At 69.3% G+C, this 24,243-nt stretch carries 23 protein-coding genes; 13 read left to right on the top strand and 10 right to left on the bottom strand.

Annotated elements, in window-relative coordinates:
* Positions 1-61 precede the first annotated feature (61 nt).
* Entirely contained in the window at positions 62-1,117 is a 1,056-nt protein-coding gene (locus tag ACRDPS_RS07785; RefSeq protein ID WP_431501057.1) for an IS110 family transposase, read from the bottom strand.
* Between the two features lie 533 nt (positions 1,118-1,650).
* Between ACRDPS_RS07785 and ACRDPS_RS07780 the strand changes: the two genes are divergently transcribed.
* Together ACRDPS_RS07780 and ACRDPS_RS07775 are read left to right on the top strand one after the other, a co-directional pair.
* A complete protein-coding gene (locus tag ACRDPS_RS07780) occupies positions 1,651-2,925 on the top strand; it encodes an HNH endonuclease signature motif containing protein (protein ID WP_431501056.1) in 1,275 nt (424 codons plus the stop codon).
* Positions 2,926-3,632: 707 nt separating this feature from the next.
* Positions 3,633-3,929 (top strand): GNAT family N-acetyltransferase, encoded by a 297-nt coding sequence (locus ACRDPS_RS07775; protein ID WP_431501055.1) that lies wholly within the window; start codon positions 3,633-3,635, stop codon positions 3,927-3,929.
* A gap of 55 nt (positions 3,930-3,984) precedes the next feature.
* Here ACRDPS_RS07775 and ACRDPS_RS07770 read toward each other — a convergent pair whose 3' ends face one another.
* On the bottom strand, positions 3,985-4,962 hold the full coding sequence (locus tag ACRDPS_RS07770; RefSeq protein WP_431501054.1) for a hypothetical protein: 978 nt from the start codon (positions 4,960-4,962) through the stop codon (positions 3,985-3,987).
* Between the two features lie 180 nt (positions 4,963-5,142).
* Here ACRDPS_RS07770 and ACRDPS_RS07765 point away from each other — a divergent pair, with 180 nt between their 5' ends.
* Positions 5,143-6,804, top strand: a complete 1,662-nt coding sequence (locus ACRDPS_RS07765; RefSeq protein ID WP_431501053.1) for an FAD-binding dehydrogenase — start codon at positions 5,143-5,145, stop codon at positions 6,802-6,804.
* Between the two features lie 20 nt (positions 6,805-6,824).
* Here ACRDPS_RS07765 and ACRDPS_RS07760 read toward each other — a convergent pair whose 3' ends face one another.
* Entirely contained in the window at positions 6,825-7,148 is a 324-nt protein-coding gene (locus tag ACRDPS_RS07760; RefSeq protein ID WP_431501052.1) for a DMT family transporter, read from the bottom strand.
* A gap of 85 nt (positions 7,149-7,233) precedes the next feature.
* On the opposite strand from ACRDPS_RS07760, the gene ACRDPS_RS07755 reads away from it, so the two are divergent.
* Positions 7,234-7,785 carry a TetR/AcrR family transcriptional regulator gene (locus tag ACRDPS_RS07755; RefSeq protein ID WP_431501051.1) on the top strand — a complete coding sequence of 184 codons (552 nt, stop codon included), beginning with the start codon at positions 7,234-7,236 and terminating at the stop codon, positions 7,783-7,785.
* A 6-nt stretch (positions 7,786-7,791) separates the two neighbouring features.
* Here the strand turns inward: ACRDPS_RS07755 and ACRDPS_RS07750 are convergent, their stop codons facing one another.
* Together ACRDPS_RS07750 and ACRDPS_RS07745 are read right to left on the bottom strand one after the other, a co-directional pair.
* Positions 7,792-8,685, bottom strand: coding sequence for a hypothetical protein (locus ACRDPS_RS07750; RefSeq protein ID WP_431501050.1), 894 nt, complete (start codon positions 8,683-8,685; stop codon positions 7,792-7,794).
* 76 nt (positions 8,686-8,761) lie between these two features.
* Positions 8,762-9,766, bottom strand: a complete 1,005-nt coding sequence (locus ACRDPS_RS07745) for an SPFH domain-containing protein (protein WP_431501049.1) — start codon at positions 9,764-9,766, stop codon at positions 8,762-8,764.
* A 94-nt stretch (positions 9,767-9,860) separates the two neighbouring features.
* Between ACRDPS_RS07745 and ACRDPS_RS07740 the strand changes: the two genes are divergently transcribed.
* Both ACRDPS_RS07740 and ACRDPS_RS07735 read left to right on the top strand, forming a co-directional pair.
* Positions 9,861-10,547, top strand: a complete 687-nt coding sequence (locus tag ACRDPS_RS07740) for an NUDIX hydrolase (RefSeq protein WP_431501048.1) — start codon at positions 9,861-9,863, stop codon at positions 10,545-10,547.
* 137 nt (positions 10,548-10,684) lie between these two features.
* Positions 10,685-11,800: an ABC transporter substrate-binding protein gene (locus ACRDPS_RS07735; RefSeq protein ID WP_431501047.1), complete on the top strand. Its 1,116-nt coding sequence runs from the start codon at positions 10,685-10,687 to the stop codon at positions 11,798-11,800.
* 24 nt (positions 11,801-11,824) lie between these two features.
* Here the strand turns inward: ACRDPS_RS07735 and ACRDPS_RS07730 are convergent, their stop codons facing one another.
* From ACRDPS_RS07730 to ACRDPS_RS07720, 3 genes are all read right to left on the bottom strand, one after another.
* Positions 11,825-12,304: a nucleoside deaminase gene (locus tag ACRDPS_RS07730; RefSeq protein WP_431501046.1), complete on the bottom strand. Its 480-nt coding sequence runs from the start codon at positions 12,302-12,304 to the stop codon at positions 11,825-11,827.
* Between the two features lie 89 nt (positions 12,305-12,393).
* A complete protein-coding gene (locus ACRDPS_RS07725; RefSeq protein WP_431501045.1) occupies positions 12,394-13,935 on the bottom strand; it encodes an AtzH-like domain-containing protein in 1,542 nt (513 codons plus the stop codon).
* 36 nt (positions 13,936-13,971) lie between these two features.
* Entirely contained in the window at positions 13,972-14,337 is a 366-nt protein-coding gene (locus ACRDPS_RS07720; RefSeq protein WP_431501044.1) for a YidH family protein, read from the bottom strand.
* 59 nt (positions 14,338-14,396) lie between these two features.
* Here ACRDPS_RS07720 and ACRDPS_RS07715 point away from each other — a divergent pair, with 59 nt between their 5' ends.
* The gene (locus tag ACRDPS_RS07715; RefSeq protein ID WP_431501043.1) at positions 14,397-15,239 is read left to right on the top strand and encodes a thioesterase family protein; all 843 of its coding nucleotides are present in this window, start codon (positions 14,397-14,399) and stop codon (positions 15,237-15,239) included.
* Positions 15,240-15,266: 27 nt separating this feature from the next.
* Here ACRDPS_RS07715 and ACRDPS_RS07710 read toward each other — a convergent pair whose 3' ends face one another.
* A complete protein-coding gene (locus ACRDPS_RS07710; RefSeq protein WP_431501042.1) occupies positions 15,267-16,436 on the bottom strand; it encodes a D-alanyl-D-alanine carboxypeptidase family protein in 1,170 nt (389 codons plus the stop codon).
* Between the two features lie 716 nt (positions 16,437-17,152).
* On the opposite strand from ACRDPS_RS07710, the gene ACRDPS_RS07705 reads away from it, so the two are divergent.
* The 6 genes from ACRDPS_RS07705 (at position 17,153) to ACRDPS_RS07680 (ending at position 23,492) form a co-directional block, all read left to right on the top strand.
* The gene (locus tag ACRDPS_RS07705) at positions 17,153-17,887 is read left to right on the top strand and encodes a (deoxy)nucleoside triphosphate pyrophosphohydrolase (protein ID WP_431501041.1); all 735 of its coding nucleotides are present in this window, start codon (positions 17,153-17,155) and stop codon (positions 17,885-17,887) included.
* A gap of 58 nt (positions 17,888-17,945) precedes the next feature.
* Complete coding sequence (gene mshB / locus ACRDPS_RS07700; protein WP_431501040.1) at positions 17,946-18,887, top strand: N-acetyl-1-D-myo-inositol-2-amino-2-deoxy-alpha-D-glucopyranoside deacetylase; 942 nt, start codon at positions 17,946-17,948, stop codon at positions 18,885-18,887.
* The gene (locus ACRDPS_RS07695) at positions 18,884-19,240 is read left to right on the top strand and encodes a hypothetical protein (RefSeq protein ID WP_431501039.1); all 357 of its coding nucleotides are present in this window, start codon (positions 18,884-18,886) and stop codon (positions 19,238-19,240) included. Before mshB ends, ACRDPS_RS07695 begins: the two co-directional genes overlap by 4 nt.
* Positions 19,241-19,302: 62 nt before the next feature.
* A complete protein-coding gene (locus ACRDPS_RS07690; protein WP_431501038.1) occupies positions 19,303-21,726 on the top strand; it encodes a VanW family protein in 2,424 nt (807 codons plus the stop codon).
* Positions 21,727-21,781: 55 nt separating this feature from the next.
* Positions 21,782-22,651, top strand: coding sequence for an esterase/lipase family protein (locus ACRDPS_RS07685; RefSeq protein WP_431501037.1), 870 nt, complete (start codon positions 21,782-21,784; stop codon positions 22,649-22,651).
* Between the two features lie 73 nt (positions 22,652-22,724).
* Complete coding sequence (locus tag ACRDPS_RS07680) at positions 22,725-23,492, top strand: SDR family oxidoreductase (RefSeq protein WP_431501036.1); 768 nt, start codon at positions 22,725-22,727, stop codon at positions 23,490-23,492.
* A 235-nt stretch (positions 23,493-23,727) separates the two neighbouring features.
* On the opposite strand, the gene ACRDPS_RS07675 is transcribed toward ACRDPS_RS07680, so the two are convergent.
* The coding region (locus ACRDPS_RS07675) for a DUF222 domain-containing protein (RefSeq protein ID WP_431501035.1) at positions 23,728-24,243 on the bottom strand (516 nt) is incomplete at its 5' end.

The raw sequence follows: 24,243 nt of genomic DNA, 5'->3' as shown, positions 1-24,243 counted from the left end.
CGCCGGCCGCTGCGCGGTCCTGGACACCGGGACCCATCGAGAAAAGACGCTTCTATGTTTGTCAAGCTGTGTTGAGGGTGCGGTAGAGCTGTCGGGTGGTGTAGCGCTTGAGGATGCGGCGGATCTCGCGGGTTGTTTTGCCTTCGGCTCGGCGTCGTTCGGTGTAGGAGCGGGTGGCGGGGTCGCAGCGCATGCGGGTCATGACGATGGTGTGCAGGGCGCGGTTGAGGCGGCGGTCGCCGCCGCGGTTGAGGCGGTGGCGTTGGGTGTTGCCGGAGGAGGCGGGCAGTGGGGCGGTGCCGGCGATCTGGGCGAAGGCGGCCTCGCTGCGGACGCGGCCGGGGTGGGACCAGGCGGTGAGGATGATCGCGGCGGTGACCGGGCCGATGCCGGGCTGGTCGAGCAGGACGGGTGCTTGATCGTGGACAAGTGCCTTGATCTGGTCGGTGTTCTCGCTGATCTGGGCATCGAGGTCGGCGATGCGGACAGCAAGGCGTGTTGCCTGACTCCGGGCGGCGGCGAGGTCGATGGGTTCCTGGCGGCGTCGCCAGCGGGAGATGGTCTTGATCTGGGTGTTGGTCAGCGCACGGCGGGTGTCGAGGTCGAGGTCGTGGGTCCGCGCCAGCGCGGTGAGCGCATTGACTGCGCGGGTACGTTCCCCATTGGCCTGTTCCCGGGCGGTGAGGAGGACCTGCAGGGCTGAGCGCACGCTGGCGGTGTGCTGGTCCCCGCCACCGCGACGGTCGCGGAGCCGGTCGGTCCGCATCATCAGGGTTGAGCGAGCCGCGGCGAGGGAGTCCATGGCGTCGTTCTTGCCCGCGGCCGGGTCACGACGTGGGGTGGGTGCTTCCACGACCCGGTACCCGGATGCGGCCAGACGATCGGCCAGCACGGCGCCGTAGGTGCCGGTGCCCTCTGCTGCGACCAGGGTGGCGTCGAGGTCGCCCTCGGTGCGGCGAGCGATCCAGTCGATTGCTCGGGCCAGTCCGGCGGGGCTGGTGGGGAACTGCTGTTGGTCGATCAGCCGACCAGAGGACTCGAGGATGGTGTAGGTGTGGGTCGCCGCATGGGTATCGACTCCCACGACGAATCTGAACAGGTCTGCCACGATGGTCATCGGCGATGGACTCCTCTTGCTTCGGGATGGACGTCGTCACCGGCGTCGGCCCGGGAGTGAAGTCACCACGAGGCATCACTGTGATGAGCCACGACCACGGCTGCTACCGGGTCGGACATGCTTCTGATCAAGCCATCGAGGTGGGCCAGGGTCGGCGCCGGACCCCATCGAGACGGACACGTCTTTTCGAAGACACCACGAACACGGTCGCGGGCCAACTTGGCTGCGAGTCACATCCCGACAGGACCGGCCCCGACCCTGCCAGCCAGCCCCAGGCCGGCCGTCATCAACACTCACAGACCTGGCTGATTATCGGGGCGGCGGCCCGGGTGTGGCGCGGAGTTTCGTTGCTTGTTCCTGGTGGGGTTGGCGGGGCGGAGGTGTGGCCCTTCGGGCCACTTATCATCCACAGGACCGATCTTGTTCGCTGACCGCGAAAACCTCGGTTGAACTGCACAAATAGATAGCTTCAGAGTCCTTGTGGAGGTAGAATCAGAGGCACTACGAGACATCTTGAGGGGAGGGCAGCGGTCATGAGTTTGGAACGCGGCACCAACCACTGGGGTGCTAACCCCGGCGACCCGATCGGCACCGAATTTGCTGCCATCGACTCCTCCTTCGACAAGGTGCTCGCCACCGACCCGCTCTACTGGACCACCGCGCAGAAGAAGGCGGCCTTGGCCTGGTTGGAGAAGTACGACGCCCGACAGGCCGCATTGAGACTCCGAGTGCTCGCCGTCGCCGGTGATATCGCGGAGGAGAGTGGTGACAAGGACGCCTCCGCATGGATCCGTGCCGAGCTCCTGGTCGACAAAGGGGCCGCTCGAGCACAGATCAAACTCGCAGCCCAGGTCGCGAAACACGACCTCGTTGCTGCTGGGCTTGCTGCAGGTGAGATCTCCCAGGACAAAGCCCGGGTGATCACCAAGACCCTCGCCAACATCGAGACCAACCCCATCGCCACCGCCGAGGACCTGACCCTCGCAGAGAAACTGCTGGTCGACTACGCCACCCGCCTCACCGCCAAAGAGCTCCAGATCGTCGGGAGACGGATCCTGGCCGAGATCGACCCCGCCCGGTTCGAGGACGCCGAAGCCAAAGCCCTCCTCGCTGAAGAAGAACGGGCACTGCAGAAGACCGCGCTCCGGGTCTGGGACAACGGCGATGGGACCATCGGGTTCGACGGGGTCCTCCCTGTCTCGATCGGGGCCCGGTTCAAGACCCAGGTCGAGGCCTGGGCCCAACCCCGCAAGCAGCGACTGGTGGCCAAGGGTGCACCGTTGCCGCCGTGGGAACGACTCATGGGCCAAGGGTTCGCCCGGTTGATCGAGACCATCGACCCCGACGCCCTACCCCGACATGGTGGCGATGCGACCGTGGTCAACGTCGTGATCTCCCTCGAGGAGCTCCGCAAAGAGCTCGGCACCGCCACCCTGGGGTTCGACGAGACCAACGGGCACACGATCTCGGCCGCGGAGGCCCGGAAGATGGCGTGCAACGCGACCATCATCCCCTGGGTCCTCGGCGGTGACGGGCAGGTTCTTGATGCCGGCCGCTTCAGCAGGTTCTTCCAGCCGATCCAACGCAAGGCGCTGCGGTTGCAGCAGAAGTGCTGCCAAGCCGAGGGCTGTGACATGCCACCTGAGTGGTGCGACGTCCACCACCTGACCGCGTGGGCACTCGGCGGGAAGACAGATTTGAAGGACGGGGTGCTGTTGTGCCCTCATCATCACCGGCTGGCGCACGCTCCCGGCTATACGCATGAGCGACTGCCCGACGGTACGGTCAGGTTCACCCGACGTCCTTAGACCGGCACCGGTCGAGAACAATCCTCACCACGGTTCCCACAAACACCCGACGCCTACGCCCGCCACGCGCGGGCCAGGCTCACTCGCGTCCACGTCGGCATGCCCTCACAGCAGCGCGTGCGGAAACTCCCGTCGATGGGCTCCCTTTTCTGCGCCATGACGTGGTGGATGGAACCGGGGCCAAGGCGATGTATCGAGCTTGTCGAGATGACGGCCTTCGGACGCCGGCTACTGCTGGACACCGGGATTCGCGGTGCCCCAACTCTGCCCCCAGTCCGGTACTCCGACTCGGTGCGTCGCCGCAGTGCGTTCAACGCGGTGCGTCGATCTGCCCGAGTACCTCGTCCGGGTGCGTCGGCCCGGTGCCTCGGCCCGGCTTCTCAGCCGGTCTGGATCTCTGCGCGTTTGTCCATGGCTCGTCGCGGTACGTCACCGCGTTGGGGCAGTTGCGCCGGCTCGGCCTGATTTCCTGGGACAGACGCGCCGGATCGGGCTGAAATGTTGGAGCAGTTGCGCCGGGTCGGCGTCAGGTGCCGTTCTCGGGGACGTGTTGGTACCCCGAGCCCATGTTCGACCAGAGGAGCTGCGCCATCCCCGATAGACGACGGGGACGCAGCGCTGAGGCCAGCGCTACAGATGAGCCCGCAATCTCTGCCGGCTCGCCGGGCAGGGCGAGAGGACTTGACGTGGGCGGGGAGGATGGGGGTGTGAGCGAGATCAAGTATGCAGAGAATCCGGACGCGCATCGGTACGAGATCCTCGACGGGGAGACCGTTGCGGGGTTCGCGAAATACCGGCTGCCCGACGACGTGCATGTGGACTTCGTGCATACCGAGGTCGGCGAGGCTTACAACGGGCAGGGGCTGGCCTCGAAGCTGGTGGCCTTCGCGCTGGCCGACGTGCGGGAGAGGGGGAAGCGGATCATTCCGCATTGCCCGTACGTCGTGGGGTGGCTGCGGAGGCACGGCGAGGAGTACGCCGACATCACCGACTGGCCGGCCTGACCGCCAGACTGACGCCGATGCGCGATCAGTCTTCCAGCGATCAGTCTTCCGGCGGTCAGTCCTCGCGCGGCGACTTCCGCGGGGCGAGGCCGAGGTTGGCCAGGGGCGTACGCGTCATGTGCGTCGAGGGCCAGGTCTGGCCTCGGGACGACGAGCCGCGGGCGTGGGGGCGGGCGCCGGACTGGTAGGTCACGAAGAACTGGTCGTCGACCTCGGCGATGCCCTCGGCCAGGTTGGGCAGCCATTGGAGCGACCGGCGCCGGAGCGTCACTCGATCTTGCACGATCAGCTGGCTGCGCTTGGCGGGTCCTCGGTTGACGCTGAAGACGTACTCCTCGTCCCGAACCGAGACGCCCTGGGTGCCGACCGGGGTGCGTACGCCGATCGGGGTCTTGATCTGCCAGGTGTCGCCCTTGCGGACGTACTTGTAGAGGCGGTTGTTCGCGTGGGATCCGACGTAGAGCAGGTCCTTCGACGCGGCCAGGTAGGAGCCGGCGGCCATCGCGACGAGCGGTGAGACGGTGAAGACGGTCGTGAGCGGCTCGGCGTGGATGATCTGGGTCAGCGAGTAGCGGTAGAGGCGGGGCGGGTTGCCCTCCCGGCACACGAAGACCTCGTCGCCGATGACCCCGACGCCACCTGCGTCGACCGGGCCGCTGACGTTGCGCTTGGGCCCACCGAGGTAGACGGCGTTGATGAGCTCGCCGGACGGTTCGTCGATCAGCGCCAGCGCGGAGCCGAGCTTGTCGCCGTGGTAGCCCTGCAGGAGCAGCTTGGCCTCGGGCGAATAGGCCAGGCCCTGCGGGACCCAGCCGTGGTCCTCGATCCCGGTGAGCACCGCCGACGCGGCGATGTGCGGGATCATCGGGCCCAGACTCCCGCCGCTGCGGGCCAGCCAGGTCTCGGTGCGGTTGGCGCCCCGTTGGACCCACCTCTGGCGCCGCTTCGCAATCAGCTTGGGGTTGGTGCGGACGGTGACGGCGCGTTGGATCTGCCTTCGCCGGCGCTTCGCACTCATTCTGGGCTCGCTCACGACCAAAAAATCTATCGGCTCTGACCGGAAACAGACGTCCCTTCGGGGCGCGAGTCCGGCAACTGTCCATCAGGCGGAACGGTCAGGTGCCCGGCTGGCTGGTCTCGACCTGCTGTCGACCTGGGCGACCATCGAGGTTCCTCTTACCCGCCGGTAGAGAAGGTGGCAGGATCTGCCGACATGACGAAGCACGCCGACGTGATCGTGGTGGGAGCCGGCCTCGCCGGACTGGCAGCAGCGGCCGAGGCCGCGGACGCGGGAAAGAGCGTGCTCCTGGTCGACCAGGAGCCCGAGCAGTCGTTGGGTGGCCAGGCGTTCTGGAGTCTTGGCGGGCTCTTTCTCGTCGACAGCCCCGAACAGCGCCGGATGGGCATCAAGGACTCACCCGAGCTGGCTCTGCAGGACTGGATGGGCTCGGCGCAGTTCGATCGTGACGAGGACCTGTGGCCGCGGCGCTGGGCCGAGGCGTACCTCGACTTCGCCGCCGGCGAGAAGCGGTCCTGGCTGCACCAGATGGGCCACCGGTTCTTCCCCGTCGTCGGCTGGGCCGAGCGGGGCGACGGCCGCGCCGACGGCCACGGCAACTCGGTGCCGCGCTTCCACATCACCTGGGGGACAGGTCCGGGTGTGGTCGAGCCGTTCGAGAAGCGGGTGCGCGCACACGTCGACTCCGGACGGATCACCTTCGCCTTCCGGCACCGCGTGGACCAGATCCTGATCGAGGACGGAGCGGCCGTCGGCGTACGCGGCAAGGTGCTCGAGCCGAGCGACATCGAGCGGGGCCGGGCCTCCTCGCGCACCGAGGTCGAGGACTTCGAGCTGCGTGGTCAGGCGGTGATCGTCACCTCCGGCGGCATCGGCGGCGACCACGACCTCGTACGCAAGCACTGGCCCGCACGCCTCGGCACCCCGCCGAAGTCGATGGTCTCCGGCGTGCCCGCGCACGTGGACGGCCGGATGCTCGCGATCACCGGCGCGACCGGCGCCAAGATCATCAACGACGACCGGATGTGGCACTACGTCGAGGGCATCCGCAACTGGGACTCGATCTGGGCCAACCACGGCATCCGGATCCTCCCCGGCCCCTCCTCGCTGTGGCTGGACGCGACCGGCAAGCGCCTCCCGGCGCCGTACTTTCCCGGCTTCGACACCCTCGGCACGCTCAAGCACCTGCGCGAGACCGGCCACGACTACTCCTGGTTCGTGCTCACCGAGAAGATCATCAAGAAGGAGTTCGCGCTCTCGGGCTCGGAGCAGAACCCCGACCTGACCGGCAAGGACCTCAAGCTGCTCGCCGAGCGGGCGCGGAAGGGGCCCGGCCCGGTGAAGAGCTTCATGGAGCACGGCGAGGACTTCGTGGTCGCCGAGAACCTCACCGCGCTGGTCCACGGCATGAACGGCCTCGCCGAGAAGGACCCGACCGGACCGCAGATCGAGGAGGCCTCGCTGCGGCGGATCATCGAGGCGCGGGACCGCGAGATCGCCAACAACTTCACCAAGGACGCGCAGGTCACGGCGCTGTACGCCGCCCGCCACTATCGCGGCGACAAGCTGCAGCGCACCGCCAAGCCGCACCGGATTCTCGACCCCGAGGCCGGCCCGCTGATCGCGGTCAAGCTGCACATCCTCTCCCGCAAGACCCTCGGCGGGCTCGAGACGGACCTCTCGGGTCGCTGCCTGACGTCCGCCGGTACGCCCCTGCCCGGTCTCTATGCGGCCGGCGAGGTCTCCGGCTTCGGCGGTGGCGGGATGATGGGCTACAACGCGCTCGAAGGAACCTTCCTCGGCGGCTGCCTCTTCTCGGGACGTACGGCGGGCAGGGCCGCGGCCGCGGCCATCTGACCTCCGGTGGTCGAGCGGGGTCAGTGCGCGCCGGAGAGGTTCAGCCCGACCACGCCGACGACGATCATCGCCAGGAAGCCGGCCTTCGCGGCACTCAGGCCCTCACCGAGGAACATCACCCCGATGGCCGCGACCAGGGCGGTGCCGAGGCCTGACCAGATGGCGTACGCCACCGAGACCGGCATCCGCTCCACGACGATGGACAGCAGCCAGATCGAGGCGCCGTAGCCGGCCAGGACGGCGGCCGACCAGCCAAGGTTGCGGAAGCCCTCGGTCCGGGGCAGCAGAGCAGTGCTGACGACCTCGATCGCGATCGCGACGACGAGCAGGGTGGCGGCGTACATCTTCGAGGTCCTCCTGAGGCGTATGTAGCGACTGCTACACCGCAGCAAATGTAGCAGTCGCTACATGTTGGGCATAATGCTTTTCATGGACCGCAAGGAAGAGCTGCTCGAGCAGGTCGTCGAGCACGTGCTGAAGCAGGGGCTGATCGGGCTCACCCTGCGCCCGCTGGCGGCCGCGATCGGCACCAGCGACCGGATGCTGATCTATCACTTCGGTGGCCGTGACGAGCTGGTCGCCGCGGTGGTGGCTCGCGCCAACGAGCTCTCGGTCGCGGCGGTCGGCGCCCTGGAGCCTGCCGAGGACGTACGCGCGGGCGTCGAGGCGCTGTGGCGGTCCTACCGCGACGACCCGCTGCACGGCTGTCTGCACATCTACCTGCAGGCGGCGGCGACCGGACTGATCGGGATGGAGCCCTACCGCTCGGTCGTCCGGGAGACCAACGAGCTGTGGTACGCCGCGCTGCGCGACTACCTCACCGCCTGTGGTGCGCCGCCCGATCGTGCCGGCCGGATCGTCACGCTCGTCGACTCGTCGCTGTTCGGCTTCCACCTCGACCTGGCCACCGATCGGCCCGACGAGCTCGCCGCCGGCGTGGCCGATCTCGCCGCGGCCGCGGGAGCGATCGCCGAAGGGTGAAGCGGCTCAGCCCGAGACCAGCCGCAGCCTCCGCTCCGCGCGGCGAAGGGTGACCCGCTGGCCCCACGACAGCGAGAGGGTGTCGGACTCGATGCCGTCGCCGAAGGCGACCAGGCGGTCCGACTCCACATCGATCGTGAGGCAGCTGGCGGGCTGCTCGGCGCCGGCCAGCGTGCCCTCGGTCTGCGTGGTCCCGGTCGCCGGTGAGGGCCAGGCCTCCCGCACGAACCAGGCCAGCTCCGCGGCCGTCGGTGCGGGAAGGGTGAGCGTGCTGTGCCGCTCGACCCACGCCGACCGCGCCCAGCCGGTGGCACCGGTGCCGGTCGCGACGATGAGGCCGGAAGAGGCCTGGGACTCCGCCCGGCCGGCGACGGTGAGCCGGTAGCGCGCGGTCTGGTGGGTGGCCTGGCCGACGTACACCTCGTTCAGTGCCACCAGGGACTGGCCGTCGTCGGCGACCGCCTCGACCATGGTCCGCTCCTCGCAGGTTCCGGTCGAGCGGATGAGGTCGGCGGCCGCCCGCGGCGCGTACCGGACGAGGACGCCGGCGTTGCGCCCCGGCTCCGGGTCGATCCCGATCACGGGCTGGCCGTCGAGATACTTCGCGACGTTGGCGACCAGCCCGTCCTGGCCGACCACGACGACGATGTCCTCGGGGGCGAAGAGGAACCGGTCGAGGTCGCCCCGCTCGACCGACCCCTGTCGCCAGTCGAGCGGGATCGCCGCGCTGACCTGCGACATCGCGGTCTTCTGGGCCTCGTGTCGCCCCTGTGTCCCGGCCAGGTCGCGGCCCCTCGTGGAGAGGAAGAAGCCGACCTGCCCGAGGGTGCCGTGACGCGCGACGAGCTCCTCCAGCTCGGTGGCTCGGTGCACCAGCACCACCCGCGGCGCAACGCTCATGCCGCCGCCTCCGTAGGGCAGGGCGAAGAGTACGGACACGGCGGCCTGAGGCTTATGGTCGCTCGCTGGCGCTCGCTCATGCCTCGCTCCTGGCACCCAGCTTGGCGAGGACCGGCGTGAGCAGGTCGGGGGTGAGTGCCAGGTGCTCGATCTGGGGAAGGTTGGCGGCCAGCTCCTTGAGTGCGAGGCCGAGCAGGACGGCTTCCGGCAGGTCGCGGTAGGCGGCCAGCGAGGCGGCCTCGGCGTCGGCCTTCGCGAGCCCGGTCACCCGCGTGGCCTGGGCGGAGGCCTCGGCCAGCACCTGGGTGCGCTCGCCCTCGGCGGCCGTCGCGACCCGGGCCGCGGCGGCGTTCTCCTCGGCCTCGCGGCGGGCGTTGGTGCCGCGCTGGGCGACGTACTGCTCCTCGCGGCGGGCCAGCTCGATCTTGTTCTGCAGCTCGTTCTCGGAGATGGCCCGCTCGCGCTCGACGGCCGTCGCCCGGCGCTCGTACGTGGCCTTGTCGGCGTCGGCCTGGACGCGCTCGCGGGTCGGGGTGAGGAGCGCCTTCTCGACCTCGGGCTCGGGGCGCAGCGCGACCACCCGCACGCCCAGGATCGCCAGCCCGGTCGCGGTCAGTCGCTCGTCACCGGCCAGGCCGGCGGCGATCGCGTCGCGGATCGGACCGACCCCGCCGGCGAGCACGTCGGCAAGGCCCTGGGCGGCGATCAGGTCGAGGGCGTACTGCTGGGCCGTCTCGGTCAGCAGCCCGGCGACCTGGTCCAGCGGGCTGCCGCGCCAGCGACCGTTCTCGGGGTCGATGGAGAAGTCGATACGGCCGGCGACCGCGGCCGGGTCGACGATCCGGAAGCTGACCGTGGCCTGCGTGGTCAGGTCCTGGAAGTCTGACGTACGCGCGTGGAAGAGCAGCGGCAGCTCCCGGTCGTCGACGGGCACCTCGGAGAGGACCGCGGAGAGCGGGCGGTACCAGAACGAGGCGCCGACGCCGCTGTGGCGAACCCTGCCGTTGTGCAGGTGCTGGACGTGGGTGGTCGTGCTTCCGCGCAGGTGGCGGAGGAAGGGGTAGCGGGCGATATCGGCCATCTTGGGGGCTCCTCGTCTAGGATTGTTAGCGTCAAAATGACGATAAGGCGTGGCGCGCTTGTCGTCAAGATGACGATTGGTGCAAGGTTGGGGCATGGAGCACCTCAAGTTCGCCGTGACCGTCGACCTCGTCGTGCTCACCGTCCGTGACGAGGCGCTCTGCGCCCTGGTCGTACGCCGCGGCATCGAGCCCTATCGAGGCACGTGGGCGCTCCCTGGCGGATTCGTCCTCGACGAGGAGGGCCTCGAGCAGGCGGCAGCCCGCGAGCTCGCCGAGGAGACCGGCATGCGGCCCGGCAGCGTGCACGTCGAGCAGCTGGCGACGTACGGCGCTCCTGGGAGGGACCCACGGGCGAGGGTCGTCACGGTCGCCTATCTCGCGCTCGCGCCGGACCTTCCGGTGCCCGCCGCGGGGTCGGACGCCGCGGACGCGCAGTGGTGCCCGACCTCGTCGCTGCTGGCCGATGACCGCCTCGCGTTCGACCACGCCGCCATCCTTCGCGACGGCGTCGAGCGGGCCCGCTCGAAGCTGGAGTACTCGCCGCTCGGCGCGGCCTTCTGTGCCGCTGAGTTCACCGTCGCCGAGCTGCGCCGGGTCTACGAGATCGTGTGGGGCGAGCGTCTCGACCCCCGCAACTTCCACCGCAAGGTCACCAAGACCGAGGCCTTCCTCGAGCCCACCGGTGCCACGACCACCAGGGACGGTGGCCGGCCCGCCCAGCTCTTCCGCCGGGGCTCCGCCGAGCACCTGCACCCACCGCTGTTGCGGCGCACGACCTGATCATCGATGCCGTGGATGGTCTCGGGGTGATCGTGAGACGTTCACGGTGTCGCAACGCGGGTGCCGGAGACCGGCAACCTGGGCTCGTTAGAGGTCCCTAGACCTGTGTGTGAAGCTCCTCGAAGGGAACCGTCTCGATGTCTACCTCCGTCTCCCGGACCCCGCGAGGCAAGTCCGTGCGGCTCCGGGCCGCTGCGGCCCTGCTCTCGATGGTCGCGGCGACCTCTCTCGCCGCCTGTGGCTCCGAGTCTGAGGGCAGCCGGACCAAGGAGGGCTTCGGCACCATCTCGGTGCAGTACCCCTCGATCAAGGACGAAGGCTTCGCCGGCGATTTCTACGCCGCCGACAAGGGCTACTACGAAGAAGCGGGCTTCGAGGAGGTCAACGGCGTCTCGGGGCCGGACACCGGCGTCGCCACACTGCTCTCCGGCAAGGTCGAGGTCGCGATCAGCGATGCGATCTCGGTGGGGTCTGCGATCGCCGAGCAGGAGGCACCGCTGAAGATCATCGGCGCGACCCTCCAGAAGAACCCGTTCACGATCCTCTCCCTCGCGGGCCGCGGCGACATCGCGTCGCCTGCGGATCTGAAGGGCAAGAAGATCGGCGTCCAGGACTCCAACGTGAACGTCTTCAAGGCGATCCTCGCGGCCAACGGCCTGGAGGAGAAGAAGGACAAGATCACCGTCGTGCCGGTCGAGCTCGACCCGACGCCGCTGATGAAGGGCCAGGTCGACGGGTTCATGGCCGACCTGACCAACGAGGCGATCACCGTCGAGCTGGCCGGCCACGAGGTCACCAGCCTTCCCTACGCCGACCACGGTGTGCCGTACGTCGCCGGGACCTACACGGTCACCGACCAGTACCTCGCCGAGAACCGCGAACTCCTCAAAGCGCTGCTGACCGCCGAGATCAAGGGCTGGACCGACGCCTTCAAGGCCACTCCCGACGACGTGGCCGAGGTCGTCAGCACCCACTTCGAGGAGGCCGCCCGCGACTCCGACGGCCTCGAGGCCAGCTTCGGCGAGCTCGACCCAGCGAGGACCAAGCGTGGTCTCGAGGAGTCGCAGAAGCTCATCTCGACCCCGGAGACCGAGAAGAACGGTCTCTTCACGATCTCCGACACCCTCGAGCAGCAGACCGTCGAGTCCCTCGCCGCCGCCGGGTGGGAGGTCTCGGTCGAGGAACTCTTCGACACCTCGATCATCGAGGAGATCTACGAGGAGAACCCGGAGCTGAAGGCCTACCAGAAGTAGGCCGGAAAGTGGATCAGAAGTAGGTCAGTAGTCGGTGCGGTCCCGCTTCGAGAGCCAGGCGTCGAACGGGTCGTACGACTGGGGGATCCGCAGCTCCTCGACCTGGGTCGGCCAGTCGTCGTGCTCGTTGGCGCGGCCGGTGCCGAACAGGTCGTAGAACGCGCGGTCGTCGAAACCTCCCTTGGCCGCGTCGTCGCGGTCCGCCGCATAGACGACGCGATCCAGGCGCGCCCACAGGCCGGTCGCCAGGCACATCGGGCAGGGCTCGCACGAGGTGTAGAGGGTGCAGCCGGCGAGCGAGAAGCTGTCGGCCTCCTTGCAGGCGGCGCGGATGGCGACGACCTCGGCGTGGGCGCTCGGGTCGAGGTCGCGGGTGACCCGGTTCTGCCCGCTGCCGAGCAGGATGCCGTCACGCAGGATGATCGCGCCGAACGGGCCGCCGCCGTTGTCGACGTTGCGTACGGCCAGGGCGATGGCCTGCTCCAGCCACATGGTGTCCGTCATGAGATCCCCCCGGATCGACGCTTCTGTCGTCGCTTCTACAGCCATTCTCCGCCCTGCTCCAACCGGAGCATGCTCGTCTGCGGGGATGGCTACTCGCCGAGGCTCTGGGCCAGGGCGAGCAGGTCGCGGTCGCGACCGGGGGCGGCGACGAGGCAGAGGCCGGCGGGGAGGCCACCGGTGGTGCGGAGCGGGACGGAGACGGCGGGGAGGCCGGCGATGCCCGCGATGCACGTCAGGCGCAGGGTGTCGTCCCGGACGCCGGCGGCGTCGGCGGCCGACGGGGCCACCGAGGAAGCGCTGGGGTAGGCGAGGACGCGGTCGCCGACGACGTCGAGGATCTCGGCGCGGGCCTCGGCGAGCACCGAACGCGCCTCGTCGGCCTGCGCCCGGGTCACGGACCGGGCCATCTCGAACCGACCCCGCACCGCCTCACCGAGCGTGTCCAGGCGCGTCTCCAGCCAGGCGCCATGAGCCTGCCAGGCCTGGTACGCCTGCCCGGTGACGAACGCCCGACGCCACTCGTCGATCCTCGCCGGGTCCCAGGCCAGTGGCTTGGCCTCGGGCAGGGCCTCGTCGACCGCTGCGGCGACGTCAGCAGAGGCGAGCCCGACCAGCGACGGCACCAGGCTGACCTCGTCCAGAGACAGGGAGGAGACCGGCGCCTCCGGCAGCAGTACGTCGCCCACCGCCTGCAGCAGGAACGCCGAACGAGTCATCCAGCCGACGGTGTCGAAGGCCTTCGCGAGCGGCATCAGACCCTCGCGCGAGACGGCTCCGTGGGACGTACGGATCCCGTAGAGCCCCTGATAGGCGGCGGGCACCCGGATCGATCCGCCGGTGTCGGTCCCGAGCCCGATCGAGGCGTGACCGAGCGCGACGGCGGTGGCCGACCCGGAGGACGAGCCTCCGGGGATCCGGCCCTGCGCGCGCGGGTTCGGCGGGGCGCCGTAGTGCGCGTTGAGGCCAGAGAGCGAGTAGGCGAACTCCTCGGTCCGCGCGATCCCGCGCACCGAGGCGCCGGCGTCGAGCAGCAGGGCGACAGCGGCAGCATGAGCCGACGCCATCGGCGCCTGCTCGAGCCATGCGGGGCTCCCCGCGCCGACCGCGAACCCGGCCACCGCGAAGACGTCCTTGACCGCGACGCTCTCGCCCGACAACGCACCGTCAGGGGAGTGCGAGGAGATCAGCGGATCCCCGACGACCCGCCAGATCCGCGAGTCGAACGCCGGCCCCGGGGCCGAGACGTGGGCCGCGGTGATCTGCCACCCGCCGTACTCGATCCGCACCGGGTCCCTCGACCACACCTGCGTCTGCAGGCCGCGCCCACCCCGCTCGACCTCACTGACGGCGACGATCAGCGCATGGTCCTCGTCGATCACCTGCACGTGCGTCTGCACGATCTGCCGCTTCGGTGCGCCACCCCGCGAGGCCCGGAAGGCGGCGATCTGCTCGTGCCCGACGAGCAGCCCGGCGGCGTCCCCGCGCAGGGTCGTGGGCGAGTCGGCGAACAGGGCGTCCAGAGCGGCGACGTCGTCGGACATCAGCGCGCTCTCGTACGCCCGAAAGGCCTGCAGCAGTCCGTGCGGGACCGGCTTGAGCTGGGCGCCGTCCCGAGCTTGTCGAGGGGTCATAGGGCGAAGTCTGCCCTGCGGACCGTGATGTGCGGATCAGGACACCAGCGAGAACCCCAGAAGCACCGCGACGACCATCAGCGCGCCGGCCAGGATGAACCCGGTGGTGAAGGTGGGCAGGGGCTCGCGCGCTCGCATCGCGCGCTCGACGCGGGCCCAGCGGATCATCGCGAAGAGCGTGCACACGATCGAGGTGACCACGAGAACGGCGATGATCCCGATGCGTACGCCATGCGTGGACGGCACCTGGAACGAGTGCAGCGCGACGGCACCGGCCAGCAGGCCGAGCACCGTGCGAGCCCAGGCCAGGAACGTACGCTCGTTGGCCAGCGTGAACCGTGGGTCCGGCTCGGATCCGTGGTCGTAGACCCAGTGCGGGTGTCGGGGGTCGTGATCGGTCATGCCGTCTCCGTCATGCCCCCATCGTCCACCACATCGGGTGTCGATCTAGATTTCTCCCCATGGGTGAGAGTGTGCGAGCCGAGCGAGCAGTGGCCGAGTTCGACCGGGACATCGCGGTCAGCAGGGTGGACGCGACGACGTACGTGGCCGAGCTCGCGCCGGGCTGGGTGGTCGGCGGCGGGGTCAACGGCGGCTACCTGCTCGCGGTGATCGCCAACGCGCTGCGCGCCCATCTGCCGAGCCACCCGGACCCGATCGCGCTCAGCGCCTTCTATACGAGCGCGAGCACGCCAGGGCCGGCGGAGATCCGCATCCAGACCAAGCGGGACAAGGGCTCCCTGGCCGTCGCGACCGCCGAGCTGTGGCAGGGTGCGGACCTGCGGATCACCACCACGGCGACGTACGCCGACCTCGACGGTCTCCACGCCAAGAGCAACGGCTTCGAGCGGGTCACGGCGACCGAGCCGGAGCTGCCGCCGCTCGAGGAGTGCGTCTCCTCGACCACCGCACCCGAGGGGGTGAAGGAGTTCGTGCCGATGCTCGATCGCTTCGAGCTCTGCGTGCCGAAGGAGCAGTTCGTCTGGGGCGGCGCGGAGCCGAGCGGTGAGGCGGTCCTCAGCGGCTGGTTCCGTCACCGCGACCGCGAGCCCGACCCGCTCTCGCTGCTGCAGGTGCTCGACGCGCTCCCGCCGGTGACCTTCGGGCTCGGCCTTCCGGGCTGGGCGCCGACCCTCGAGCTCACCTGCCACATCCGTCACAAGCCGGCGCCGGGCTGGCTCAGGGTCACGCATTCCTCGCGCAACGTCTCGGGCGGCATGTTCGAGGAGGACTGCGAGATCTGGGACGCCGAGGGCAAGCTGGTCGCGCAGGCGCGCCAGCTCGCGCGTCTTCCTCGCGCCTGAGCGGTTCCGGTGCGCCGGATCACCGGCTCAGAGCGGAGCGCAGCGGTCCTTTCCGCCGTACGCATCCCAGTGCCAGGCCTCGGGTGCGTACTGCTTGAGCCCGAACCCCAGCGCGACCTTGTTCAGGAAGGTCCACACCGGGCTGTTCGGCTGGGATGCCCGTGTGGCGCAGGTCTTGCCGCCGGTCACGCTGGGCTCCTCGAAGTCGATCGCGATCCCGAGCTGGTGCGATGAGTGGCCGGGCTGGGCGGTCAACGTGTAGTCACCGGCCTGGCAGCCGCCGCTGAGGTCCTCCGCGCACAACGCCTTCTGCTTGGCCATCGTCCGGAACGAGCTGCCCGCGACCAGGTCGATGCCCTGCTTGGAGGCCTTCTTGACCAGCGCGGCCGCGGCCCCGGAGATGCGGGCGTTGACGACGGTGAGCCCGTCGGCGCCGTCGATGTAGGACGGGTTGCCCTTGGTGCTCTCCGTGCCCGTGTTGGGCAGCCCCTCGACCGCGCAGAGCCGCACCGGGATCAGCTCGCCCTTGTCGTAGCCCTCGGCCTCGCCGATGTCGTTGGTCCCCGGCGCGCACCGCAGCGCGGTCGAGTCGGCGCGCATGTCGCCGACCGGCTTGGTCGGCGCGGCGACCTCGAGCAGATCGCCCGCCGCTCCGGTCGAGGTGCGCTGCTCGGACGCCTCGAGCGTCAGCTCGGCGAGCTTTCCGGCGACGCCGCCCGCGTCGGTCTGGCCCCCGTCGGTCTGGCCGGCCTCGGTTCCGGTCGCAGGAGCATCAGGTGCGGTCTTCGGGGCGTCGTCGGGGCAGGTGGTGATGGTCTCGTTGACCGGCGACTTGATCCCCTCGCCGAGGGTGATGGCGGCACACACGACGGTGGTGTGGTCGCGCTTGGCGTAGGTGTCCTGCCAGGTCCGGTAGCCGGCCACCGTGAAGCTCTTCCCGGTCTCGTCGGCCGCCAGCGTGCGCAGCCCCAGACCGTCGCCGTACGTCCCCGGCTGCTCCAGCCAGGCACCGACGTCCTTCGCCGTGATCTCCCAGCCGACGCTTCGCATCGAGGCGACCGCCACCGACAGGTCGCTGCCCACGCCGTTCAGGTCGTCCGTGGTCTCGCGTTCCCACTTCTGTGTCTGCTCGTAGAAGTCGTACGCCCCGTAGCCGCCGACCCCGACCAACGCGAGCACCAGCAGTCCCAGGAGCACCTTCGGCCACTTGCGCTTCCGCGGCGGCTCGGGTCCGAACCGGCCAGGACCGAAACCCTGTGGGTACGCCGCGGGCTGCTGCCCCGGATACGGCTGCTGCGGGTCCGGCGGGTAAGGCTGTTGTGGCTGCCCGGGATAGGGCTGCTCGCCCGGATACGGCTGGCCCGGATGCGCCTGGCCCGGATACGGCTGGCCCGGATACGGCTGTTGCGAGTACGGCTGTTGCGGGTCCCGAGGGTAGGGCTGCTGCTGACCCGGGTGAGGCTGCTGCGCGCTAGGCGGATAGGGCTGCGGCTGCCTCGGGTACGGGCGCTGCCCGCGATAGGGCTGCTCTTCGGGATATGGCTGTTGCCCCGGGTGAGGCTGTTGCCCCGGGTGAGGCTGTTGCCCCGGGTGAGGCTGCTGGCCCGGGTGAGGCTGCTGGCCCGGATGAGGCTGCTGGCCCGGATGAGGCTGCTGCCAACCGGGCTGCTGTTCGGGACGGCCCGGCCCCGGATAGGGCCGGCCCTGGCCCTGCTGCCCCGGCCGGCCCTGGGACGGAGGCTGCCGGCGAGGCTCGCCTGGCCGGCGCGGGGGCCACTGCTGATCGCTCATTTTCGGTCCCCGGACACGGCGATGCAGGCGATGAGCGGAAGACGGCGGGGCACGGCGTTGCAGCGTACCCAAGATCCCCCAGCGCTGCCCATCGTTGGGACTTGTGAGGAACAATCAGCCGAGTGAACAGCCCCAAGACCGTAGTGGCCGCGGCGATCCTCAGCGCCGACGGCAAGCAGGTGCTCGCCGCGAGGCGTACGTCCCCGCCAGAGGCCGCCGGCCGCTGGGAGCTCCCCGGCGGAAAGGTCGAGGAGGGTGAGATGCCCGAGGCCGCGCTCGTCCGGGAGATCGGCGAGGAGCTCGGCTGTCTGATCGAGGTGCTCGACTGGCTGCAGGGGGAGTCGCCCATCGGGGAGGGCTCGGCCGGCTCGACGGACTCGGGCACGGCAACCGGGGGACGCCTGATCGCCGCGACCGCCCGAGTGACGGCGGGAGAGCCCAGGCCGCGAGAGCACGACCAGATCCTCTGGCTGGCCGCCGAGGATCTCGACTCGGTCGACTGGCTGGAGCCCGACCGCCCGTTCCTCGACCCGCTCCGCCACGTACTCGGAATGCCTGTCGGCTCGACCGTGCGCGGCATCTTCTTCGACGAGGACGACGCCCGAGCGGCCGCCGCGATGCTGGAGCAGGAGGGCTGGACCGCCCGCGTCGGCAGGGAGCGCTACCAGGGCGAGGACGACGACGAGGATCACCCCTGGTCGGTTGAGACCGACGCACCTGAGCTGGTCCTGGAGCTCCTGGTCGACGAGTACGAGGGCTGGCTGGACGTTCCCGCGGACGCGCCGGACGACTCGATCGCCCCCGAACCCGTCGAGCTTCCCGCTCAGCCCAGACGCATCAAGAGGCCCGGCGAGTAGGACCTGCCGTCGCGAATTCATGCTGGCGGAACTTCTGCCCCGGCCTAGGATCGAGCCCGTGACTTCTGAGAAGAGCCTGCTGCTCGTGCACGCCCACCCCGACGACGAGACGATCGCGACGGGGGCGACGATGGCGAGGTATCTCGCCGAGGGCGCCCACGTCACCCTGGTGACCTGCACGGCGGGGGAGATGGGCGAGATCCTCGTGCCCGGGCTGGCCCACCTCGCCGCCGACCAGGAGGACGCTCTGGGCGCGCACCGCCGCGGCGAGATCAAGGACGCGATGGCGGCGCTGGCGACCCCTGACGGCCGCGAGATCGACCACCGCTGGCTGGGCGGCTTCGGCACCTACCGTGACTCCGGGATGACCTGGAGCGAGGACCGCACCCACGCGCAGCCCGACCCTGACGCCCGCGAGAACGCCTTCTGGTACGCCGACCTGAACGAGGCCGCCGACCACCTCGTCACGATCATCCGTGAGGTGCGCCCGCAGGTGCTGGTCACCTACGACGAGTTCGGCAACTACGGCCATCCCGACCACATCCAGGCCCACCGGGTGGCGACGTACGCTGCCCATCTCGCAGCCGTCCCGACCTACAAGAAGGAGCTCGGGGAGGCCCACGAGATCGACCGGATCTTCTGGACTGCCATCGCGGAGAGCTGGATCCGCGAAGGCCTGCGTGCGGCCCGGGATGCCGGCAACGAGGACGCGCTCGGCGGGATGGACCCCGAGGGCCCGCTGCCGATGGCCACGCCGGACGTCGACATCGCCGCCGCGGTCGACGGCACGTCGTACGCCGACCAGAAGGTCGCCGCGATGCGCTCCTACCCAACCCAGATGGACATGGAGGAGGGCATGTTCGCGATGACCAACAGCCTCGGGACGACCGCGTGGTCGCAGGAGCACTTCCGGATCGCCAAGGGAACCGTCGAAGAGGCGAAGCCGACCGACCCGAGCTCCGCTGGCCCAGCCTGTCGAGACCTCTTCTCCGGGCTGTGAGACTGCTCGCCGGCGGCCTGGCTCGTTGTGGGGCCGGTCTGCTTCTCGGCCTCGTCATCGGGGTCGCGACGGTGGCCGTCCACCCGTGGTGGTGGGGTCTGCTGATCGGTGTGGCCGCGTCGTCGGCGACGCTGGTGGTGCTCGCGCGGGGCGCCCTGAGGATCTCGTACGCGGTGGCCTGGGCGATCGTGGTGGCGCTGGCCGCGACGCCGAGGCCGACGGGTGGTTATGCCATCGCGGGCAACCTGGACGGATACGTCCTGATCACCTGGGCCGTGCTGATGGTGATCGTGGCCACAGCCACCGTCCAGAAGCGCGCTCCGGCGGAGGATTCGGGTCGTCGGGGTGCGTGACAAACGTCCCAAGATGGGCTACGGGTTCGGCCTAGGGGGGTATAGGTCCTAGGCTCTCCCGCATGTCCAATGAGCCCGAGGCCTCCAAGGCGCCCGAGCCTGCATTGCAAACTCATGCAGCCGGAACCAACGCCAGTCAAGCTGGCGCGGAGGATGCTGCCGTCGAGACGGTCATGATCCCGCAGATCGAGATCGACGCGCGAGTCGCAGAGTCTGCGAGCGCTTCTGACGAGCCCGATGGCGCGACTCGTGTCGTCTCCGACTCTGGCGCGGCCCAGGCCGCCGCCGATACCTCTGCTGGTGACGCGCGGTCTGGCTCGCCGGACCAGCCGGATGAGCCGGAGGAGGAGACGCTCCTGCGCAGCACGGTCATGCGCGACGAGCTGTTGAAGGACGAGAGCCTCCTGTTCGTCAACCGGAACCGGGAGTTCGCCCCGGAGCCGGACGCGGCCGCAGATCCCGATCTGGCGGACGAGGCCGACACCGAGATGGCTCTCTACAGCCCCGTTGTCGACGCCGATCTCGACGATGAGCCGGCCGAGGACACCGTCGTCGGCGTCGGCCCGTTCGTCGTGCACGAGCCCGCCCAGCCGACCGCGGTCGACCAGCCCGGTTCTGCGCAATCTGGTTATGGGCAGGCTGGTTACGGCGGGTCCGGATATGGCCAGCCCCAGTACGCCCAGCCCGACTATGGCCAGCCCGACCATGCCCAGCCCGACTATGCCCAGCCGGTTCCGGCCGAGGGCAAGCAGCTCGGCAAGGGCGCGAAGATCGCCGCGGCGGTCGCGGGCGGCTTCGCCATCGTGGCCTTCGGCGGCTGGGCCGCGGCGTACGCGGTCGCCGGCGACAAGATCGCCGAGGGCACCAAGGTCGCCGGTGTGGACATCGGCGGCATGACGGCAGCCGAGGCGACTCCGCTGCTGGAGCAGGAGTTCGCCCCGGCGCACAGCCAGCCGATCAACGTGACCGCCGGTGGCAAGACCACTGAGGTGAACCCCGCCGAGGCGGGGCTGAAGTTCGATGCCGAGGCGACGATCGAGAAGGCCGGCGCGGCACGCAGCTGGAGCCCGGCCAAGCTGTGGCGGCACTTCACCGGTGGCGGCACGCTCGAGCCTGTCATCGAGGCCGACGACAAGATGATCGCCACGGTCGCGGCCAAGGTCAACAAGGGTGCCGGCACTCCCTTCAAGGACGGCGACGTCGTCATCAAGAAGGGCAAGGTCAAGACCACCCAGCCGGTCGCGGGCGAAGGCGTCAGCGATGCCGCGCTCGAGACCGCGCTCGCCGGCCAGCTGCTCGTCGAGGGTGACCGCAAGGCCGACGTACGTCTCGAGGAGCTGACCCCGGACGTCGACGAGGACGACGTCAAGGAGGCCGTCGACAAGGTCGCCACCCCTGCGGTCTCCGGCCCGATCACGCTGAAGTTCGAGAAGACGCCGGTGAAGCTGACCCCGAAGCAGTTCGGTGAGGCGATCCGGTTCGATCCCAAGGACGGCGAGCTGCAGGCCTCGGTCGCGCCGAACAGGCTGAAGAAGGTGCTCAAGAAGGCGCTCGCCGATGACGCCGCCAAGCCGGTCGATGCGACCGTGAAGCTGGTCAACGGCAAGCCCAAGGTCGTCCCCGCCAAGCCGGGTGTCACCTTCAACCAGAAGGACCTGGAGGCGGTCTTCCTCGATGTCGTGACGGCGCCCAAGGCCGACCGCAGCGTCGAGGTGAAGTCGAAGGTCGCGAAGCCGAAGGTCACCACCGCGGAGGCCAAGGCCTGGGGGATCAAGGAGAAGATCTCCTCCTTCTCCACCACCTTCCCCTACGCCGAATACCGCAACGTCAACATCGGTCGTGCGGCCGACCTGGTCAATGGCACCGTGCTCGCGCCCGGTGACACCTTCTCCCTCAACGGCATCGTCGGGGAGCGTACGGCTGGCAACGGCTTCACCAAGGGCTGGATGATCCAGAACGGGGTCTTCCGCGAGGACTACGGCGGCGGCGTCTCCCAGATGGCGACGACCACGTTCAACGCGATGTTCTTCGCCGGGCTCCAGGACGTAGAGCACAAGCCGCACTCGCTCTACATCAGCCGCTACCCGATCGGCCGCGAGGCGACCGTCGCCTGGCCATCGCTGGACCTGAAGTTCAAGAACAACACCAAGTACGGCGTGCTCATCCACTCCTGGGTGAACCCCGCCGGGTCGGGTGGTGCGGGTTCGGTGACCGTCGAGATGTGGTCCACGAAGATCTGGGACATCAAGTCCCGCACGGGCGAGCGCTACGACTTCAAGTCGCCGGGCAAGCAGAAGATCACCGACGGCAACTGCGAGAACACCGTGGGTGCCCGCGGCTTCTCGATCAACGTCTGGCGCGACTTCTACAAGGCCGGAACCGGCTCGAAGGTCGACACCGAGACGTTCAAGACCGTCTACAACCCGCAGGATGAGGTCAAGTGCACCGACGAGACGGCGAACAAGCCCTCGGCTGACCCGAACTGATCGCCGGTCGGGCCCCGGAGCGTGACAGAGGTCACGTCGGTTCGTTGAAAGGGTCATGCGCCCTTTCCTGCCCAGCCTTGTAGCCAGCCTCGTTGCCAGCCTCGTCGTCGCTGTCGCGCTCGTGCTGTTCCCGGTCTCCGCCTCGGCGGCGGCCGGGCCGAAGCAGACCGAGCCGAACCACACCGAGCTCCCGCTGCCCGGGTCGCCCTACGGCGACCCGGCCGGTGCCAACGACTGGGGCTGCGTACCCTCCGCCGAGCGCCCCACCCCGGTGATCCTGGTCCACGGCACCTTCGGTGACCGCCGCTCGCTGCTCGACCCGCTCTCGCTGGCGATCAAACGTGCCGGGTTCTGTGTCTACTCCCTCGACTACGGCAACCGTGCCACCCGCGACATCCGGGACTCCGCAGCCCACCTGGGGGAGTTCATCGAACGCGTACGCGAGACCACCGACGCCGCCAAGGTCTCCCTCGTCGGCCACTCCCAGGGCGGCATGATGCCTCGCTACTACATCAAGAACCTCGGCGGCGTCGCCTACGTCGAGGATCTCGTCGGCCTGGCTCCCTCCAACCACGGCACCGCCGTCATCGCGGACGAAGCCACGACCGAGGCCACCGGCCTCTGCCAGTCCTGCGCCCAGCAGTCCACCGGCTCCCAGTTCCTCGCCGACCTGAACGCAGGCGACGAGACCCCGGGCGACATCTCCTACACCCAGATCGTCACCGCCAACGACGAGGTAGTCGTCCCCTACACCTCCGGCTTCCTCGCCGAAGGCCCCAGAACCACCAACGTACGCATCCAGGACGCCTGCGCCCTGGACATCTCCGAGCACCTGCTCATCCCGATGAGCGCGGCCGCCATCGCTCTCACCCTCGATGCGCTGACGCATGACGGGCCCGCTTCGGGGGACCTGAAGACCTGCTGATCGCCCGCCACACGGACCCCAGCCAGTTTCTGTCCGCGTGTCACAGCTGTTCGGACTGCCTCGTCTACGGGTCATGAGGGAGCAGACACCACACCAGAAGATCGCGCTGGTCACCGGGGCGAACAAGGGGATAGGCCGTGCGGCTGCTGAGCAGCTCACGTCGCTGGGCATGACGGTCCTGATCGGCGCCAGAGACCCGCAGCGCGGCGAGGAAGCCGCCGCGTCGATACGGGCGGCAGGGGGAGACGCGCACGCGGTCACCCTGGACGTCACCGACCCGACCACCGTCGAGGGGGTCGCCAGGCATGTCGAGGAGCGCTTCGGCCACCTCGACGTCCTGATCAACAACGCGGGCATCACCGGGTCCGGGCAAGTCTCGCCCGAAGACGCCCACGATCAGGTCCCCAGCACCGTCGACCTGGACATGGTCCGGGCGGTGTTCGAGACCAACGTCTTCGGGGTGATCACGGTGACCAACGCCATGCTGCCGCTGCTGCGGCGGTCACCGGTGCCGCGCATCGTCAACGTCAGCAGCCACGCCGCGTCGCTGACCATCTTCAGCGACCCGAACGGCCCCATGGCAACCCTGCTGCCGTCGGCCGCGTATTCGCCGTCCAAGACCGCCCTGACCGCGCTGACCGTGCAGTACGCCAATGAACTGCGGAAAGATGGCATCCTCGTCAACGCCGCCGCCCCCGGCTTCGTCGACACGGAGAGCAACAACCACAGCGGATTCCTCACGACCGAGCAGGGGGCCGCGATCTTGGTGCATCTAGCCATCGTCAGCGCGGACGGACCGACCGCCGGGTTCTTCAGCGAGGAGGGCCCGGTGCCCTGGTGATGATGCCCCGGACCGCCGTTGACCCTCGGTCACAGGAGCCGCCTCCAGCACAGCTCGCCGGCACTGGGGGACGCCGAAGGTGAGCACTCCGACTCGTTTGCCGAGCGAGTACGTCGCGACCCTCACGGCGCTCGGCCTTGGCGGCGAGGAGTGGGCCTTAGACCAACCGCATCCCACGCGGCGGCCCTCGTTCGTTCAACCAGGCTCGCCCCACCAACGTCGTGGCCGGGTACGTCTAGATTCGCCGGGCGAACCTGATTCGTCCGTCGGGCAGTCGCTCGTAGGTGTAGTCGGGGCTGTGGATCCGACGATGGTCGCTGGGACACAGCAGCACCATGTCGTTGAGGTTGGTGGAGCCGCCTTTGGCCCAGGGTTTGAGGTGGTGGGCTTCGGTCCAGGCTGCTGGGGCGTCGCAGTCTTCTGCTTGGCAGCCCTTGTCCCGTAGTCGTAGTGCCCGGTGTTGGATCGGGTGGGCGAGGCGGGTGGTGCGGCCGAAGTCGAGGAGTTCGGAGTCGGTGCCGAGGACGGTGGGGATCAGGTCGGCGTTGCAGGCCATTCTGCGGGCTTCGGTTGCGGTGATGGTGTCGCCGTCGAACCCCAATGAGGCGGTGCCGAGGTCGGTGTGGAGCTGGTCCAGGGTCATGGTGATGAACACCGTGGTCCCATGTCCACCGTGGCGGGGCAACTGGTCGACGTCGTAGGTTTCGATGATCCGGATGAACGCCTGGCCCAGGAGCCGGTCGTAGGGGAT

Origin of the sequence: Nocardioides sp. (genome assembly GCF_050699375.1) — a bacterium.
Lineage (GTDB): Bacteria > Actinomycetota > Actinomycetes > Propionibacteriales > Nocardioidaceae > Nocardioides.
This window is presented reverse-complemented; position numbering and strand designations above follow the sequence as displayed.